This is a genomic window from Variovorax sp. GW823-FHT04B03, from assembly GCF_058796495.1.
The window spans coordinates 143,260-158,405 of the sequence record NZ_JBXAIT010000007.1; the positions used below are offsets into that span (position 1 = coordinate 143,260).

Here is a 15,146-nt window from a genome sequence, read left to right on the forward strand (position 1 = left end):
GAGACGGACGGGTACGGCTGGCGCGGCGATGCCGATACACTGACCCGGATGCACCTGCCTCGCAGCTTCTGGCACCCCGCCCTGTGGCTTTTCGCGATGCTCTGGCTGGCCGCCGCCGCGCCCCGCGCGCAGGCCGCCGACGAGACGCTGCGCGTCGGCTCCAAGCGCTTCACCGAGTCGTACATCCTGGCCGAGGTGCTGGCGCAGACGGCCGCGCCGCACACCGCCTCGCCGCCCGTCGTGCGGCAGGGGCTGGGCAACACGGCCATCGTGTACGAGGCGCTGCGCTCGGGCGCCATCGACCTGTACGCCGAATACACCGGCACCATCGCACTCGAGATCCTCAAGGGCTCGCCCGCCGACACGCGCGAGGCGATGAACGCCGCGCTCGCGCCGCTCGGGCTGGGCGTGGCGATTCCGCTGGGCTTCAACGACGGCTATGCGCTGGCCGTGCGCGCCGCCGACGCCGACAAGCTCGGGCTGCGCACGCTGAGCGACCTGGCCAAACACCCCGAACTGCGCATCGGGTTGTCGAACGAATTCATCGGCCGCGCCGACGGCTGGAAGGGCCTGGCTGCGCGCTACGGCTTCACGCAGACGCCGACCGGGCTCGACCACGGCCTGGCCTACGAAGCGATGACGGCCAAGCAGATCGACGCCATCGACATCTACACCACCGACGCCAAGATCGATCACCTCGGCCTGCGCGTGCTGGTGGACGACAAGCAGTACTTTCCGCGCTACGACGCGGTGGTGCTCTACAAGCTCGACCTGCCCGCGCGGCTGCCGAAGGCCTGGGCCGCGTTGCAGGCGCTCGAAGGCAAGATCGACGAGCACGCGATGATCGCGATGAACGCACGCGCCGAACTGCAGGGCGTGCGCTTCGACACCATCGCGCGCGACTTCCTCGCGGGCGCCACCAAGGACGGCAAGACGCCGCCGAGCGCCGCGCGCGGCTTCACGGCCAAGCTCTTCGGGCCCGACCTCTGGCCGCTGGCGCGCCAGCACCTGCTGCTGGTGGCGGTGTCGGTCGGCGTGGCGATCCTCATCGGCGTGCCGCTCGCGATCCTCGTGTTTCCGCACCTGCGGCTGCGCGCCGTGGTGCTGGGCTTTGCGAGCGTGATGCAGACCGTGCCCTCGCTGGCGCTGCTCGCGGTGCTGATCTCTTTGCTCGGCGCGATCGGCGCCCTGCCCGCGCTGATCGCGCTCACGCTGTATTCGCTGCTGCCGATCATGCGCAACACCGTGACCGGGCTGGCCGAGGTGCCGAATGGACTTCGGCTGGCCGGCACCGCGCTGGGCATGACACCGCCGCAGAGCCTTCAGCTGGTGCTGCTGCCTCTCGCGCTGCCCACGCTACTGGCGGGCGTTCGCACCGCGACAGCCATTGCCATCGGCACGGCCACCATCGCGGCTTTTATCGGCGCGGGTGGTTTTGGCGAGCGCATCGTGACGGGGCTGGCGCTGAACGATCGCGAGCTGTTGATGGCGGGTGCGTTGCCGGCTGCCGCGATGGCGCTGATCAGTGAAGGGGTCTTCGAACTGATCGAGTTCCTGATGCGTCGCAGCCGCAGGGCGCCATTGGCCTGAGCTGTTTCGGGGCGACGCTCCCGCCGACGCGGTACCTTGCTCCGCGAATGTCCCCCGCCCTTCGGGCTCCTCCTTGATTTCGCTGCGCAAGGCACCGCATCGGCGTGAGCGTGTTCGGTGCGGTCGTTGATCGGCCGCACACCAGCGCCGCGTCCCGTGCGCAGGACACTGGGTGCTTCCCGCAGCGAAATCAAGGAGGAGGCCGCAGGCCGGGGGACATTCGCGGAGGGAAGTACCCGGTGGCCTGCGCACGCGCCCCGAAAAACACAGGCGTAAAAAAGCCCCCGACTGGGGGCTTCCAACAATTCAGAAAGAGGCGTCAGGCCAACGTGTAAGCCGTCTTCACCGTCGTGAAGAACTCCTGCGCGTACTTGCCCTGCTCCCGCGGCCCATAGCTCGATCCTTTGCGACCACCGAAGGGCACGTGATAGTCCACCCCCGCCGTCGGCAGGTTCACCATCACCATCCCCGCCTGGCTGTGCCGCTTGAAGTGCGTCGCGTACTTCAGCGAGGTCGTCGCAATGCCGGCCGAGAGACCAAACTCGGTGTCGTTCGCCGCCGCCAGCGCTTCTTCGTAGTTCTTCACACGGATCACGCTCGCCACCGGCCCGAACACCTCCTCGCGGTTGATGCGCATGTTCGCGGCGGACTCGCTGAACAGTGCGGGCGACATGTAGTAGCCGTCCGTCTCCAGCTTCAGCAGTTCGCCGCCAGCCGCCAGCGTGGCGCCTTCGCCCTTGCCGATGGCGACGTATTCCATGTCCTGGTCGAGCTGCGACTTCGACGACACCGGCCCCACGTCCGTGCCCTGTGCGAGCGCGTCGCCGACCTTGATCTTTGCCATGCGCGCCTTCATCGCCTCGATGAACTTCGGGTAGATGCCCTCGGTCACGATGAGGCGGCTCGACGCCGTGCAGCGCTGGCCGGTCGAGTAGAACGCGCTCTGCACGCTGAGCTCCACAGCCTGCGCGAGGTCGGCGTCGTCAAGCACCACCTGCGGGTTCTTGCCGCCCATTTCGAGCTGCACTTTCTTGTGGTTCGTGACGCACTGGATCGCGATGTTGCGGCCCACGCCCACCGAGCCCGTGAAGCTGATCGCATGGATGCCCGGGTGGTTGACCAGCGCATCGCCGATCACGCTGCCGCGCCCCATCACGAGGTTGAACACGCCGGCCGGAATGCCCGAGCGGCTGATGATCTCGGCCAGCGCCCAGGCGCAGCCCGGCACGAGGTCAGCGGGCTTGAGCACCACGCAGTTGCCGAAGGCCAATGCCGGCGCGATCTTCCAGGCGGGAATGGCGATGGGGAAGTTCCACGGCGTGATGAGCCCGACCACGCCCACCGGCTCGCGCGTGATCTCCACGCCGATGTTCGGGCGCACCGACGGCAGCACCTCGCCCGACAGCCGCAGGCATTCGCCTGCGAAGAACTTGAAGATCTGCCCCGCGCGCGTGGCCTCGCCGATGCCTTCGGCCTTGGTCTTGCCTTCTTCACGCGCCAGCAGCGTGCCGAGCTCTTCCTTGCGCGCGAGGATCTCGGTGCCGATCTTGTCGAGCGCATCGGAACGCGCCTGGATACTGCCCGTCGCCCAGGCGGGGAAGGCGGCGGTGGCGGCAGCCACAGCGGCGTCGACGTGGCCCTTGTCGCCCTGCGTGTACTGGCCCAGCACGTCGGCCAGGTTGCTGGGGTTGATGTTGGGGCTGTAGCTGTTGCCAGCCAGCCATTCGCCGTTGATGAGGTTGTTGAATTCAGTCATCGTCGATGTCCTTGTGTGCGTGTTGCGGTGAGGAGGTTGGAAAAGTCCCAAGGCTAGGTGGCGCCTTCGGACTCCACGTAGAGGGCGTACAGCGAATGGCTGGCCGCCATGTAGAGGCGATTGTTCTTGGGGCCGCCGAAGGTGAGGTTGGCACAGCGTTCGGGCAGGCGGATGAAACCGATGGGCTTGCCTTGCGCGTTGAAGATCTTGACGCCATCGAGGTCTTCGGACTTCGCCTGCGGCTGATAGACCTTCATGCCGTTGCCGGCATCGATGGGTTCGGGAGCGACGGCGCCGTTCCAGCCCCAGCCCATCCAGAGATTGCCGTCGCGGTCGACGCGAAAGCCATCGAGCGCCGCGGCGCCCGTGCCATCGATGAGCTTCACCTTGTTCGACACACTGCCATCGGCCGCCACGTCATAACTCCAGAGGCTGCGGTTGGGCGTGCCCTTCCATTCGACGACGTAGAGCTTCTTCTCGTCCGGCGAGAAGGCCAGGCCGTTGGGATTCACGAGGTCGGTGATCACCGCCGAGAGCTGGCCGTCGGGCGTGAGGCGGTACACGTTGGTCGTCGCCTGCTCGGGCGCGGCCTTCTCGCCTTCCCACGTGCCCGAGATGCCGAAGAGCGGGTCGGTGAACCACACGGTGTCGTCCGATTTCACGACCACGTCGTTCGGCGAATTCAGCCGCTTGCCCTGGTAGCGGTCGACCAGCACGGTCATGCGCCCGTCGGCCTCGGTGCGCACCACGCGCCGCGTCACCGAGTGCTCGCAGCTGATGAGGCGGCCCTGCCGGTCACGCGTGTTGCCGTTGCAGTAGCCGGCGTTCGCCTTGTGGACCTTGAACTCGCCGGTCTTCTCCTCGTAGCGCATCAGCCTGTTGTTCGGGATGTCGCTGCACACGAGATAACCCTCGCGCGGCAGGTACACCGGGCCTTCGGCCCAGCGCATGCCCGTGCCGACCTGCTCGAGCGTGCTGCTGTAGATGCGGTACTTCGCAAAGCTGGGGTCGAGGATCAGCACCGACGGATCGGGATACCGCTGCTGCAGCTTGTAGGGAAACGACTGGGCGCCCGCGGCGGCGGCCACCGCGCCGAGTGCCGAGCCGGCAGCCGCTTGCAGCAGGCGACGGCGATCCATGTGCTTGTTCATTCAGTCTCCTTGGATGTTTCAGCCGTCAGCGCACGAAGGCACCGGGCGCTCAGCGGACCATGCAGGGGCGCTTGTTGTCGAAGGTCCAGTTCGGAATGAGGAACTGCATCGCCTGCGCATCGTTGCGCGCGCCGAGGCCATGCTTCAGGTACAGCTGGTGCGCCTTCTCGACCTCGGCCATGTCGAGCTCGATGCCCAGACCGCCGCGCGTGGGCACCTGCACGAGGCCGCCCTCGATCTGCAGCGGCGCCTTCGTGAGGCGCTGGCCGTCCTGCCAGATCCAGTGCGTGTCGATGGCCGTGACCTTGCCGGGCGCCGCCGCGGCCACGTGCGTGAACATCGCGAGCGACACGTCGAAGTGGTTGTTCGAATGCGAGCCCCAGGTCAGGCCCCAGGCCTGGCACAGCTGCGCCACGCGCACCGATCCCTGCATCGTCCAGAAGTGCGGGTCGGCCAGAGGAATGTCGACCGACTGCAGCGACAGGCTGTGCACCATCTCGCGCCAATCGGTGGCGACCATGTTGGTGGCGGTGGGCAGGCCCGTGGCGCGGCGGAACTCGGCCATCACCTCGCGGCCCGAGAACACGCCCTCGGCGCCGCACGGGTCTTCGGCATAGGCCATCACGCCGTGCAGGTCGCGGCACAGGCGGATGGCGTCGGCCAGCAGCCAGCCGCCGTTGGGGTCGAGCGTGACGCGCGCCTGCGGAAAGCGCGCGTGCAGCGCGCGGATGGCTTCGACCTCTTCCTCGCCGCGCAGCACGCCGCCCTTGAGCTTGAAGTCAGTGAAACCGTAGCGCGCGTGCGTGGCCTCGGCCAGGCGCACGATGGCCTCGGGTGTCATCGCTTCTTCGTGGCGCAGGCGAAACCAGTCGTTGTCGGCGCCGGGGTCGGTCTCGTACGGCAGGTCGGTCTTCGTGCGGTCGCCCACGTAGAACAGGTAGCCGAGCATCTGCACCGCATCGCGCTGCTGGCCTTCGCCGAGCAGCGCGGCCACGGGCACGCCCAGGTGCTGGCCCAGCAGGTCGAGCAGCGCGGCTTCGGCGGCCGTCACGGCATGGATGGTCACGCGCAGGTCGAAGGTCTGCAGGCCGCGCCCGCCGCTGTCGCGCGCGGCGAAGGCGCTGCGCATGCGGTTGAGCACGGCGTTGTGGTTGCCGATGGGCTGGCCCACGATGAGGTCGCGCGCGTCTTCGAGCGTCTGGCGGATCTTCTCGCCGCCCGGCACCTCGCCCACGCCGGTGTGGCCGGCGCTGTCGGTGAGGATCAGCAGGTTGCGCGTGAAGAACGGGCCGTGCGCGCCGCTGAGGTTCATCAGCATGCTGTCGTGGCCGGCGACGGGCACGACGCGCATGGCGGTGACGACGGGCGCGCCCGACACGACATGGGAAACGGATTCAGGACTTGTCATCTTCGGGCTGTGGCCTCAATCGGCAGTGATGTGGCGGGTGTCGATCAATGTCTTCCATCGCGCCCACTCGCGCAACTGGAAGGCGGTGAAGTCCTCGGGCGTGCTGGCGACGATTTCCAGGCCCTGGTCGAGCATGCGCTTCTTCGTCTCGGGGTCCTGCATGGCGGCGATGACCGCGTCGCTCAGCTTCTTCTTCGTGGCGGGCGGCAGGCCCTTGGGCGCGGCCATGCCCTGCCACGAATAGACCTCCGCGCCCTTCACGCCGGCTTCGGCGAGCGTGGGCACGTCGGGCAGCACGGGCGAGCGCTTGTCGCCGGTGACAGCCAGCGCGCGCAGCTTGCCGGCGCGGATGTGCGGCAGCACGGCGTTCACGTTCTGGAACGAGAAGTCGACCTGGTTGCCCAGCAGATCGTTCACCGCCGGCGCGCCGCCCTTGTAGGGCACGTGCACGCCTTCGGTCTTCGATTGCTGCCAGAAGAGCTCGGCCGAGAGATGGTCGGACGAACCGTTGCCCGAACTCGCGAACGAGACCTTGCCGGGCGTCTTGCGCAACAGCGCGAGCACGTCGGCCACGGTGTGTTCAGGCCGCGCGACATTCGCCACGAGCACGTTGGGCGCCTGCACGGGCACGCTGATGTAGTCGAAGTCCTTGGTGGCGTCGTAGGGCACGCTCTTTTGCAGGTGCGGTGTGACGACGAAGGCGCCGAGCGACGACACCAGCAGCGTGTAGCCGTCGGGCAGCGCGCGCCGCACGAAGCCGGTGCCGATGGTGCCGGTGGCGCCGGGCCGGTTGTCGACCACGAAGCTGCCGCCGAGCTTGGACTGCAACTGCTGCGCCAATGCGCGCGCCACCATGTCGGTGGAGCCACCGGCCGGGAACGGCACGATGATCGTCACGGGTTTCTGCTGCGGCCATGCATCGGCCTGGGCCGAAGCGTGCAGCGGCGACAGCAGCGCGGTGGCGGCGAGCGCGAAGCCCGTCGCCAGGAATTGCGTTCTCTTCATGCGCGGTGGTCCGATCAGGAAGGAAGGCGAACAGCCTGGCGCGCGAGCAGCTTCCACTCGCCGCCCTGCTTCTGCCAGATGCCGAGGATCTTCAGCGCGACCTTGCCGGGCTTGCCCGAATCGTTGGTGTCGGCCGTGAGCGTGTGGCGCACGATGGCGGTGTTTCCGTCGACCACCTTGATGGTCTGGTCGGTGATCGCGATGGTCACGAAGTCCGACTTGCGGTCGAGCAGGTCGGCGATGAAGCTGGCCTGCGTGTCGACCTTGCCGCCCGAATGGCCGTAGCTCAGGTCGTCGGCCACCAGTGCGCGCAGCGCGGCGGGCGTCGGGTCGACCATGGCGACGCGCAGCCGCTCGGCGGCCGCCGCAACTGCGGGTTCGGCCGCTGCGCCGCTGCTGCTGCCACCGCTGGCGGCACAACCCGCGAACACGGCGGTCGCTGCGGCGGCGAGCAAGAATTTCCTGATGAGCATGTCGTTGTCTCCTGTTGTTCTGTGGTGCTGGCGACTACTGCGATCAGTGCCGGCTTACTGCGGGCCGAGCGTGTCGATGAGCGCCTTCAGTGCGTCCATCTCGTCGGGCTTCAGGTCGGTCAGCGGCGCGCGCACCGGGCCGGCGTCGTGGCCGACCAACTTGGCGCCCGCCTTCACGATGCTCACGGCGTAGCCGGGCACGCGGTTGCGCAGCTCCAGGTAAGGCATGAAGAAGTTCTTCAGCAGGCGGTGCTGCGTGGCCATGTCGTCGTTCGCGACCGCGTGATAGAAGTCCATCGCCGTCTTCGGAATGAAGTTGAAGACCGCCGACGAGTACACGGGCGTGCCCATCGCCTTGTAGGCCGCGGCATAGACCTCGGCCGTGGGCAGGCCGCCCAGGTAGGCGAAGCGGTCGCCCATCTTCTGGAAGATCGCGACCATCGCTTCGATGTCGCCCACGCCGTCCTTGAAGCCGACGAGGTTCGGGTTGCGCTCGGCCAGGCGGGCCAGCGTGTCGGGCTTGAGGCGGCTCGAAGCGCGGTTGTAGACGATCACGCCGAACTTCACGCTCTTGCACACGGCCTCGACGTGCGCGGCCAGGCCTTCCTGGCCGGCTTCGGTGAGGTAGTGCGGCAGCAGCAGGATGCCGTGCGCGCCGGCCTTCTCTGCGGCTTGTGCGCATTGGATGGCGAAGCGCGTCGGGCCGCCGGCACCGGCAATGATCGGCACCACGTCGCGGCAGGTGTCGACCGCGGTCTGGATGATTTCGGGGTACTCGTCACCCGTCAGCGAGAAGAACTCGCCCGTGCCGCCCGCGGCGAACAGCGCGCTCGCGCCGTAGGGAGCCAGCCATTCGAGGCGCTCGATGTAGCCCTTCTTGTTGAAGTCGCCGTTGCTGTCGAAGTCGGTCAGCGGGAACGAGAGCAGGCCGGAGCCCATGATGGTCTTGAGTTCTTGCGGGTTCATCGGAAGTCGTCCAGTGAAAAAAGAGAAATGAGAAAAAGAAGAGATAAGAAGAAGGGGCCGCTCAGTCGAGCTTGAGGTTGGCCTGCTGGATGACCTGCGCCCAGCGCGCGCGCTCCTTGGCGAAGAACTGGTCCTGCTCGGGCGCGGTCATGGTCACGACCTCGGCGCCCTGCCCCGCCAGCCGCGCCCGGATGTCGGGCGTGCGGATGATGCGGACCAGTTCCTTGTTGAGCCGGGCGATCACCGCGTCAGGGGTGCCGCGCGCCGCGACCACGCCCTGCCATGTGCCCGACTCGTAGCCGGGAACGCCCTGCTCCGCGATGGTCGGCACGCTGCCGATCAGCGGCATGCGCGTCGACTTCGACACCGCGATGAGCTTGAGCTTGCCGCTTTGCACATGCGGGTAGGTGGCCAGCATGCCGTTCATGAGCACCTGCGTCTGGCCGGCGACGGTGTCGAGCACGGCCTGCACGCCGCCCTTGTAGGGCACGTACTCCCACTTGGCGCCGCTCTTGCGCTGCAGCTCGACGCCGGCCAGGTGCGCGGTGCTGCCGCTGGCGGTGACGGCGAAGTTGAGGTCGCTCTTCTTCGACAGCTCGACCAGCTCCTTCAGCGTGTTGGCCTGCACCGACGGGTGCACCACCAGCAGGTGCGGCGAGTAGGCCAGCATGGCCACGCTGCGCAGGTCCTTCGAGGGGTCGAACGGCAGCTTGGGGTACAGCGACGGGCTGATGGCCAGCGCGCCGAGGTCGCACAGCATCAGCGTGTGGCCGTCGGCCGGCGCCTTGGCCAGCATGTCCGCGCCGAGGTTGCCGTTGGCGCCCGCGCGGTTCTCGATGACCACGGGCTGGCCCAGCGCCTCGGACAGCGGCTGGCCGATGGCGCGCGCAATGATGTCCGACGAGCCGCCCGGCGGGTACGGCACGATGAGACGGATGGGCTTGGAAGGCCAGGTGCCGCCCGCCCCTTGCGCAAACGCGTGCAAGGGCAGGCTGGCGGCCAGTGTGGTGGCGAGGGCGGCGCCGAGCGCGCCGCGTCGGTTGACGGTCATGGGGCTGTCTCCTGAAGTTCGATGCAGGCATGCGGGCCGCGATGGCACCGCATGTTATCAGTCATCGTACAACTAGAAAATCAGCTTGTCCAGACTTGGACCCCGAAAACCCGGGGCGAACTCAGCGCGAAGGGGTGTTGTCGGACGAGGTGGTGCCGTGGCCGGCCGCCTCCGCCCTGGCTTTCTGTTGTTGCGCGGCTTCCTGCGCCATGCGCAGCCGCTCGCGGCTGTTGGTCAGGTGGATGCGCATCGCGGCGCGTGCCGACTCCGGGTCGCGGCGCGCGATGGCCGCGTAGATTTCCTCGTGCTCGCGGTTCACGCGGCTCAGGTAGCTGCCGTCCTGCACGCGAATCGCGCTGATGCGCTTGCGCGGGATGATCGTCGTGCCCAGGTGCCGCATGATGTCGGCGAAGTAGGGGTTGCCGGTCGACTGCGCGATCTCCAGGTGGAAGGCGAAGTCGGGCGCCACGGTGTCGCCGCCCACCTTGACGTTCTGCTCGAACGCGTCGAGCGCCTGGCGCATCGCCACCAGCTGCTCGTCGGTGCGCCGGCTCGCGGCCAGCCCGGCGGATTCGGTCTCCAGGCTGATGCGCAGCTCGAGCACGGCGAGCACGTCGACCGAGGTCGCGATCTCGCCGGGATCAAGGCGGAACACGCCGCCCATGCCACCCGGGCGCGGCTGCAGCACGAAGGTGCCCACGCCGTGCAGCGTCTCGACCAGCCCGCCCGCCTGCAGCTTCGACAGCGCCTCGCGCACCACGGTGCGGCTCACGCCGTAGGCCTGCATGATGGCCGACTCGGTGGGCAGCTTGTCGCCGGGGCGCAGCGACTGGCTGCGGATCTTCTCGCCCAGGTCTTCCACCAGCCCGTTCGCCAAGCCGCGCGCGCGCTGGCGCGGCCGCCCCACGAAAGCGGCGTTGCCCGCCGGGTTGTCAGCGGTCGTTGTCTGAACTTCGGGATTACCCGCAGTCGTTGAGGCCATGACGACGATCATAATCCCCTCACAGTTGTACGACAACAGATAACTTATCACCTAAAAACGGTGACGACGTTGTCCACCTCCTCCGCTTCCCCTCACACATCCCGAAGACATGTCGACGCCTGAAGCCCCCTCCCCCCAGCTCGGCCGCCTGCTGCTGACCGGCGCCGCCGGCGGCCTGGGCCGCGTGCTGCGCGAACGGCTCGCGCCTTTTGCGAACGTGATCCGCCTTTCCGACATCGCCGACATCGCGCCGGCCACGGGCGCGCATGAAGAAGTCGTGCCCTGCGACCTGTCCGACAAGGCCGCGGTCGACGCGCTGGTGGCCGGCTGCGACGCCATCGCCCATTTCGGCGGCGTGTCGGTCGAGCGCCCGTTCGAAGAAGTGCTCGAAGCCAACATCAAGGGCGTGTTCAACCTGTACGAAGCCGCGCGCCGCCACGGCGTGAAGCGCGTGGTGTTCGCCAGCTCGAACCACGTGATCGGCTTCTACAAGCAGGACGAGCACATCGACGCGCACGCCGCGCGCCGACCCGACGGCTACTACGGCCTGTCGAAGTCCTTCGGCGAAGACATGGCGCAGTTCTACTTCGACCGCTGGGGCATCGAGACGGTGAGCCTCCGCATCGGCTCGTCGTTTCCCGAGCCGCTCAACCGCCGGATGATGAGCACCTGGCTCAGCTACCGCGACCTCACGACGCTGATCCAGAAGTCGCTCTTCACGCCCGACGTGGAGCACACGGTGGTCTACGGCATGTCGGCCAACCGCGACCTGTGGTGGGACAACGCCGCCGCCACGCACCTGGGCTTCGTGCCACAAGACAGCTCCGAGGTGTTCCGCGACAAGGTCGAAGCGCAGCCACCGGTGGCGCCCACCGACCCGAACGCCATCTACCAGGGCGGCGCCTTCACCGCACAAGGCCCGTTCGGCGACTGACCGCGCTGCACACCATGCAAGCCGAACTCGTTCTCGACGCGCGCAACGGCACGGGCGAAAGCCCGGTGTGGCTGGCCGCGCAGCAGGCGCTGTACTGGGTCGACATTCCCGCGCGCACACTCAACCGCTGGCACGCCGGCGAAGGCCATGCGCAGTGGCACGCCGACGAAATGATCGCCTGCATCGCACCGCGTGCCGACCGGCCCGGCGAATGGATCGCCGGCATGGAAAGCGGCCTGTTCTCGCTGCGCGAGCGCGCCGACGGCACGCTCGCGGCCACGCCGCTCGCTCCGGTGGCGCACGCCGCGCCGGGCATGCGCTTCAACGACGGCCGCTGCGACCGACAAGGCCGCTTCTGGGCCGGCACGATGCGGCTGGACATGGCCGCCGGCGCGCGCGTCGGCCGCCTGTACCGCCACGGCCCCAGCGACGACGGCGCAACGCTGCAACTGGACGACCTGATCGTGCCCAACGGCCTGGCCTTCAGCCCCGACGGTCGCACGATGTACCTGTCGGACTCGCACCCGAGCGTGCAGGCCGTCTGGGCCTTCGACTACGACACCGACACCGGCACGCCGAGCAACCGGCGCCTGTTCGTCGACATGAATCCCCTGCCCGGCCGCCCCGACGGCGCGGCGATGGACGTCGACGGCTGCTACTGGATCTGCGGCAACGACGCCGGCCTGGTGCACCGCTTCACGCCCGACGGCCGGCTCGACCGCTCGCTCGCCGTGCCGGTGAAGAAGCCCGCCATGTGCGCCTTCGGCGGCCCGACGCTCGACACGCTGTTCGTCACCTCGATCCGCCCCGGCGGCATCGACCTGTCGGACCAGCCGCTGGCCGGCGGCGTGTTCGCGCTGCGCCCCGGCGTGGCGGGCGTGCCCGAGCCGGCCTTCGGCGGCTGACCCCTTTCTTTTTTCTTTCATTCACGACAACCACCAAGAGGACGAGACAAATGAAGCTCTACAAGACACTCATCGCACTTGCTGCCGGCGCGGCGGCCGCGTTGACCACGCTGGCTGCAAGCGCCACCGAGTTCCGCTCGGCCGACATCCACCCCGACGACTACCCCACCGTGACCGCCGTGAAGTTCATGAGCGAACGGCTCAAGGCGCTGTCCGGGGGCAAGCACAGCATCAAGGTCTTCAACAACAGCGCGCTCGGCAACGAGAAGGACACGATCGAGCAGACCAAGATCGGCGCGCTGCAGATGGTGCGCGTGAACATCGCGCCCATGAACAACATCTGCCCCGAAACGCAGGTGCCGACCATGCCCTTCCTGTTCCGTTCGGTCGAACACCTGCACAAGGTGCTCGACGGCCCGGTCGGCGAAGAAATCCTGAAGTCGTGCGAGAAGCAGGGCTTCGTGGGCCTGGCCTACTACGACAGCGGCGCGCGCTCGATGTTCACGGCCAAGAAGCCGGTGCGCAACTTCGCCGACATGAAGGGCCTGAAGGTGCGCGTGCAGCAGTCCGACCTGTGGGTGTCGATGCTCGAGGCCATGGGCGCCAACGCCACGCCGATGCCGATGGGCGAGGTCTACACGGGCCTGAAGACCGGCCTCATCGACGCCGCCGAAAACAACTACCCCACCTACGAAAGCGCGCGCGCCTTCGAGGTCGCCAAGTACTACAGCAAGACCGAGCACTCGATGGCGCCCGAGATGCTGCTGTTCTCCAAGCGCGCGTGGGACAAGCTCTCCACCGAAGAGCAGGGCTGGCTGCGCCAGGCCGCCAAGGAATCGGTGCCCTACATGCGCAAGCAGTGGCAGGAGCGTGAAGTGAAGTCGCTGGCCACGGTGAAGGCCGGCGGCGCCGAGATCATCGACGTCGACAAGGCCCCGTTCCAGGCCGCGATGAAGCCGGTGTACGACAAGTTCATCACGGACGCGAAGCTCAAGGACCTGGTCAAGCGCGTCCAGGACACGAAGTAAGCAGGGCTCGCCCCCAGGCTTCGCGCACTTCGTGACCCTGCGCCCCCTGCCGGGGGCCACGAAGGGGCGGAGCCTCTCCATTTTTCGCGCTGGAAATATGTACACCAAACTTTGCCGCACGCTCGCCCGTGCCTGCATGTGGTTGGGCATCCTCGGTCTCGTCGCGGTGATCTGCGCCGTGAGCTGGCAGGTGTTCGGCCGCTACGTGCTCAACAACACCCCCACCTGGGCCGAGAGCCTCGCGCTGCTGCTGGTGCTCTACGTGACCATGCTGGGCGTGGCCGTGGGCGTGCGCGACGCGGGCCACATCGGACTTGAATCGTTCCTCGTGCTCGCGCCCGACTGGCTGCGCCTGAAGATGGAATACCTCATCCACGCACTGATCCTGCTGTTCGGCCTGGCCATGGCCTGGAACTGCGCCTCGCTTGCCGAATCGGTGTGGGACTACCGCCTGCCCACGCTGTGGATTTCCGAAGGCTGGAAGTACGTGCCCGCCGCCGTGTCGGGCGTCCTCATCGTGATGTTCTCGATCGAACACATCATCGCGCTCGCTCAAGGCCGCGAAGTCGAACCCGCCTGGGGCTGAACCTCATCATGACGACCCCTCTTCTCATTCTTTGCCTCTCGTTCACGCTGTTCCTGCTGCTCGGCGTGCCGGTGGCGTTCTCGATCGGGCTGTCGGCCCTGGCCACGCTGCTGTACGAAGGCCTGCCGCTCGCGGTGGGCTTCCAGCAGATGACCTCGGGCATGGGCATCTTCTCGTTCCTGGCCATTCCCTTCTTCATCTTCGCCGGCGAGCTCATGCTCTACGGCGGCATCGCGGACCGCATCGTCAACTTCGCGCGCAACCTCGTGGGCCACGTGCGCGGCGGCCTGGGCATGTCGAACGTGGTGGCCTGCACCTTGTTCGGCGGCGTCTCGGGCTCGCCCGTGGCGGACGTCTCGGCCATGGGCGCCGTGATGATCCCAATGATGAAGAAGGAGGGCTACCACGCCGACTACGCGGTCAACGTGACGACCCACGCGGCCCTGGTCGGCGCGCTGATGCCCACCAGCCACAACCTCATCATTTACTCGCTCGCGGCGGGCGGCAAGGTGTCGATCGCGGCGCTGATCCTGGCGGCGCTGCTGCCGGCGGCCGTGCTCACGCTGAGCAACCTCGCGGCGGCCTACCTGGTGGCCGTGAAGCGCGGCTATCCGGCCGGCAAGTTCCCGGGCTGGGACATCGTGGCGCGTTCGTTCGCGGCGGCGCTGCCGGGTCTCTTCATCGTGGTGCTGATCCTCGGCGGGATTCTCTCGGGCATCTTCACGGCGACCGAATCGGCGGCGGTGGCGGTGCTCTATGCGCTGGCGCTCACGATCTTCGTGTACCGCACGCTGAAGTGGGAGCACTTCATCAAGGCGGCATCGAAGGCGGTGCGCACCACCGGTGTGATCCTGCTGCTGATCGGCATCTCGAGCACCTTCGGCTACCTCATCAGCCTGTACGGCGTGGCCGAGCTCACGGGCCAGATGCTGTCGCAGGTGACCACCACGCCGTGGATGATCTTCCTGCTCATCAACATCATCCTGTTCGTGCTGGGCACCTTCCTGGACATGGCCGCGACGATCCTGCTGTGCACGCCGATCTTCCTGCCCATTGCACAGCAGTACGGCATGACCTCGGTGCAGTTCGGCGTGGTGATGCTCATCAACTGTGCGCTCGGGCTGAACACGCCACCCGTGGGCACCACCCAGTTCGTCGGCTGCGCCATCGGCGGGGTGTCGGTGGGCACGGTGATGCGCACGATCTGGCCCTTCTACGGCGCGCTGATCTTCGCGCTCGGCGTGGTCACCTTCGTGCCGGCGTTTTCCACCTGGCTGCCCAGCCTCTTCATGGTGGTGAAGTAAAGAAAAG

Annotated in this window: 14 protein-coding genes; 6 read left to right on the forward strand and 8 right to left on the reverse strand. The window is 67.5% G+C overall.

The window, feature by feature from the left end:
* The first annotated feature begins 48 nt into the window (after nt 1-48).
* Complete coding sequence (locus AC1RAD_RS27530; protein ID WP_095744591.1) at nt 49-1,590, forward strand: glycine betaine ABC transporter substrate-binding protein; 1,542 nt, start codon at nt 49-51, stop codon at nt 1,588-1,590.
* A gap of 319 nt (nt 1,591-1,909) precedes the next feature.
* Here AC1RAD_RS27530 and AC1RAD_RS27535 read toward each other — a convergent pair whose 3' ends face one another.
* The 8 genes from AC1RAD_RS27535 to AC1RAD_RS27570 all read right to left on the reverse strand — a co-directional run bounded on the left by AC1RAD_RS27535 (nt 1,910) and on the right by AC1RAD_RS27570 (nt 10,382).
* A complete protein-coding gene (locus tag AC1RAD_RS27535) occupies nt 1,910-3,346 on the reverse strand; it encodes an aldehyde dehydrogenase family protein (RefSeq protein ID WP_492738232.1) in 1,437 nt (478 codons plus the stop codon).
* Nucleotides 3,347-3,399: 53 nt separating this feature from the next.
* Entirely contained in the window at nt 3,400-4,497 is a 1,098-nt protein-coding gene (locus tag AC1RAD_RS27540) for an SMP-30/gluconolactonase/LRE family protein (RefSeq protein WP_492738233.1), read from the reverse strand.
* A gap of 49 nt (nt 4,498-4,546) precedes the next feature.
* Nucleotides 4,547-5,905, reverse strand: a complete 1,359-nt coding sequence (gudD, locus tag AC1RAD_RS27545) for a glucarate dehydratase (protein ID WP_492695133.1) — start codon at nt 5,903-5,905, stop codon at nt 4,547-4,549.
* Between the two features lie 15 nt (nt 5,906-5,920).
* Complete coding sequence (locus AC1RAD_RS27550; RefSeq protein ID WP_492738235.1) at nt 5,921-6,910, reverse strand: Bug family tripartite tricarboxylate transporter substrate binding protein; 990 nt, start codon at nt 6,908-6,910, stop codon at nt 5,921-5,923.
* A gap of 14 nt (nt 6,911-6,924) precedes the next feature.
* Complete coding sequence (locus tag AC1RAD_RS27555) at nt 6,925-7,383, reverse strand: nuclear transport factor 2 family protein (protein WP_492738237.1); 459 nt, start codon at nt 7,381-7,383, stop codon at nt 6,925-6,927.
* Between the two features lie 54 nt (nt 7,384-7,437).
* Complete coding sequence (kdgD, locus tag AC1RAD_RS27560; RefSeq protein ID WP_492738238.1) at nt 7,438-8,349, reverse strand: 5-dehydro-4-deoxyglucarate dehydratase; 912 nt, start codon at nt 8,347-8,349, stop codon at nt 7,438-7,440.
* Nucleotides 8,350-8,410: 61 nt separating this feature from the next.
* Nucleotides 8,411-9,400 carry a Bug family tripartite tricarboxylate transporter substrate binding protein gene (locus tag AC1RAD_RS27565; protein ID WP_062470659.1) on the reverse strand — a complete coding sequence of 330 codons (990 nt, stop codon included), beginning with the start codon at nt 9,398-9,400 and terminating at the stop codon, nt 8,411-8,413.
* Between the two features lie 121 nt (nt 9,401-9,521).
* Nucleotides 9,522-10,382, reverse strand: a complete 861-nt coding sequence (locus AC1RAD_RS27570; RefSeq protein WP_492738240.1) for a FadR/GntR family transcriptional regulator — start codon at nt 10,380-10,382, stop codon at nt 9,522-9,524.
* Between the two features lie 109 nt (nt 10,383-10,491).
* Between AC1RAD_RS27570 and AC1RAD_RS27575 the strand changes: the two genes are divergently transcribed.
* The 5 genes from AC1RAD_RS27575 (at nt 10,492) to AC1RAD_RS27595 (ending at nt 15,139) form a co-directional block, all read left to right on the forward strand.
* Nucleotides 10,492-11,316, forward strand: a complete 825-nt coding sequence (locus tag AC1RAD_RS27575) for an NAD-dependent epimerase/dehydratase family protein (protein ID WP_492738242.1) — start codon at nt 10,492-10,494, stop codon at nt 11,314-11,316.
* 14 nt (nt 11,317-11,330) lie between these two features.
* Entirely contained in the window at nt 11,331-12,221 is an 891-nt protein-coding gene (locus AC1RAD_RS27580) for an SMP-30/gluconolactonase/LRE family protein (RefSeq protein ID WP_492738244.1), read from the forward strand.
* A gap of 50 nt (nt 12,222-12,271) precedes the next feature.
* On the forward strand, nt 12,272-13,249 hold the full coding sequence (locus AC1RAD_RS27585) for a TRAP transporter substrate-binding protein (RefSeq protein ID WP_492738246.1): 978 nt from the start codon (nt 12,272-12,274) through the stop codon (nt 13,247-13,249).
* A 97-nt stretch (nt 13,250-13,346) separates the two neighbouring features.
* Nucleotides 13,347-13,835: a TRAP transporter small permease gene (locus AC1RAD_RS27590; protein WP_062470671.1), complete on the forward strand. Its 489-nt coding sequence runs from the start codon at nt 13,347-13,349 to the stop codon at nt 13,833-13,835.
* Between the two features lie 8 nt (nt 13,836-13,843).
* A complete protein-coding gene (locus AC1RAD_RS27595; RefSeq protein ID WP_492738248.1) occupies nt 13,844-15,139 on the forward strand; it encodes a TRAP transporter large permease in 1,296 nt (431 codons plus the stop codon).
* Nucleotides 15,140-15,146: the final 7 nt, after the last annotated feature.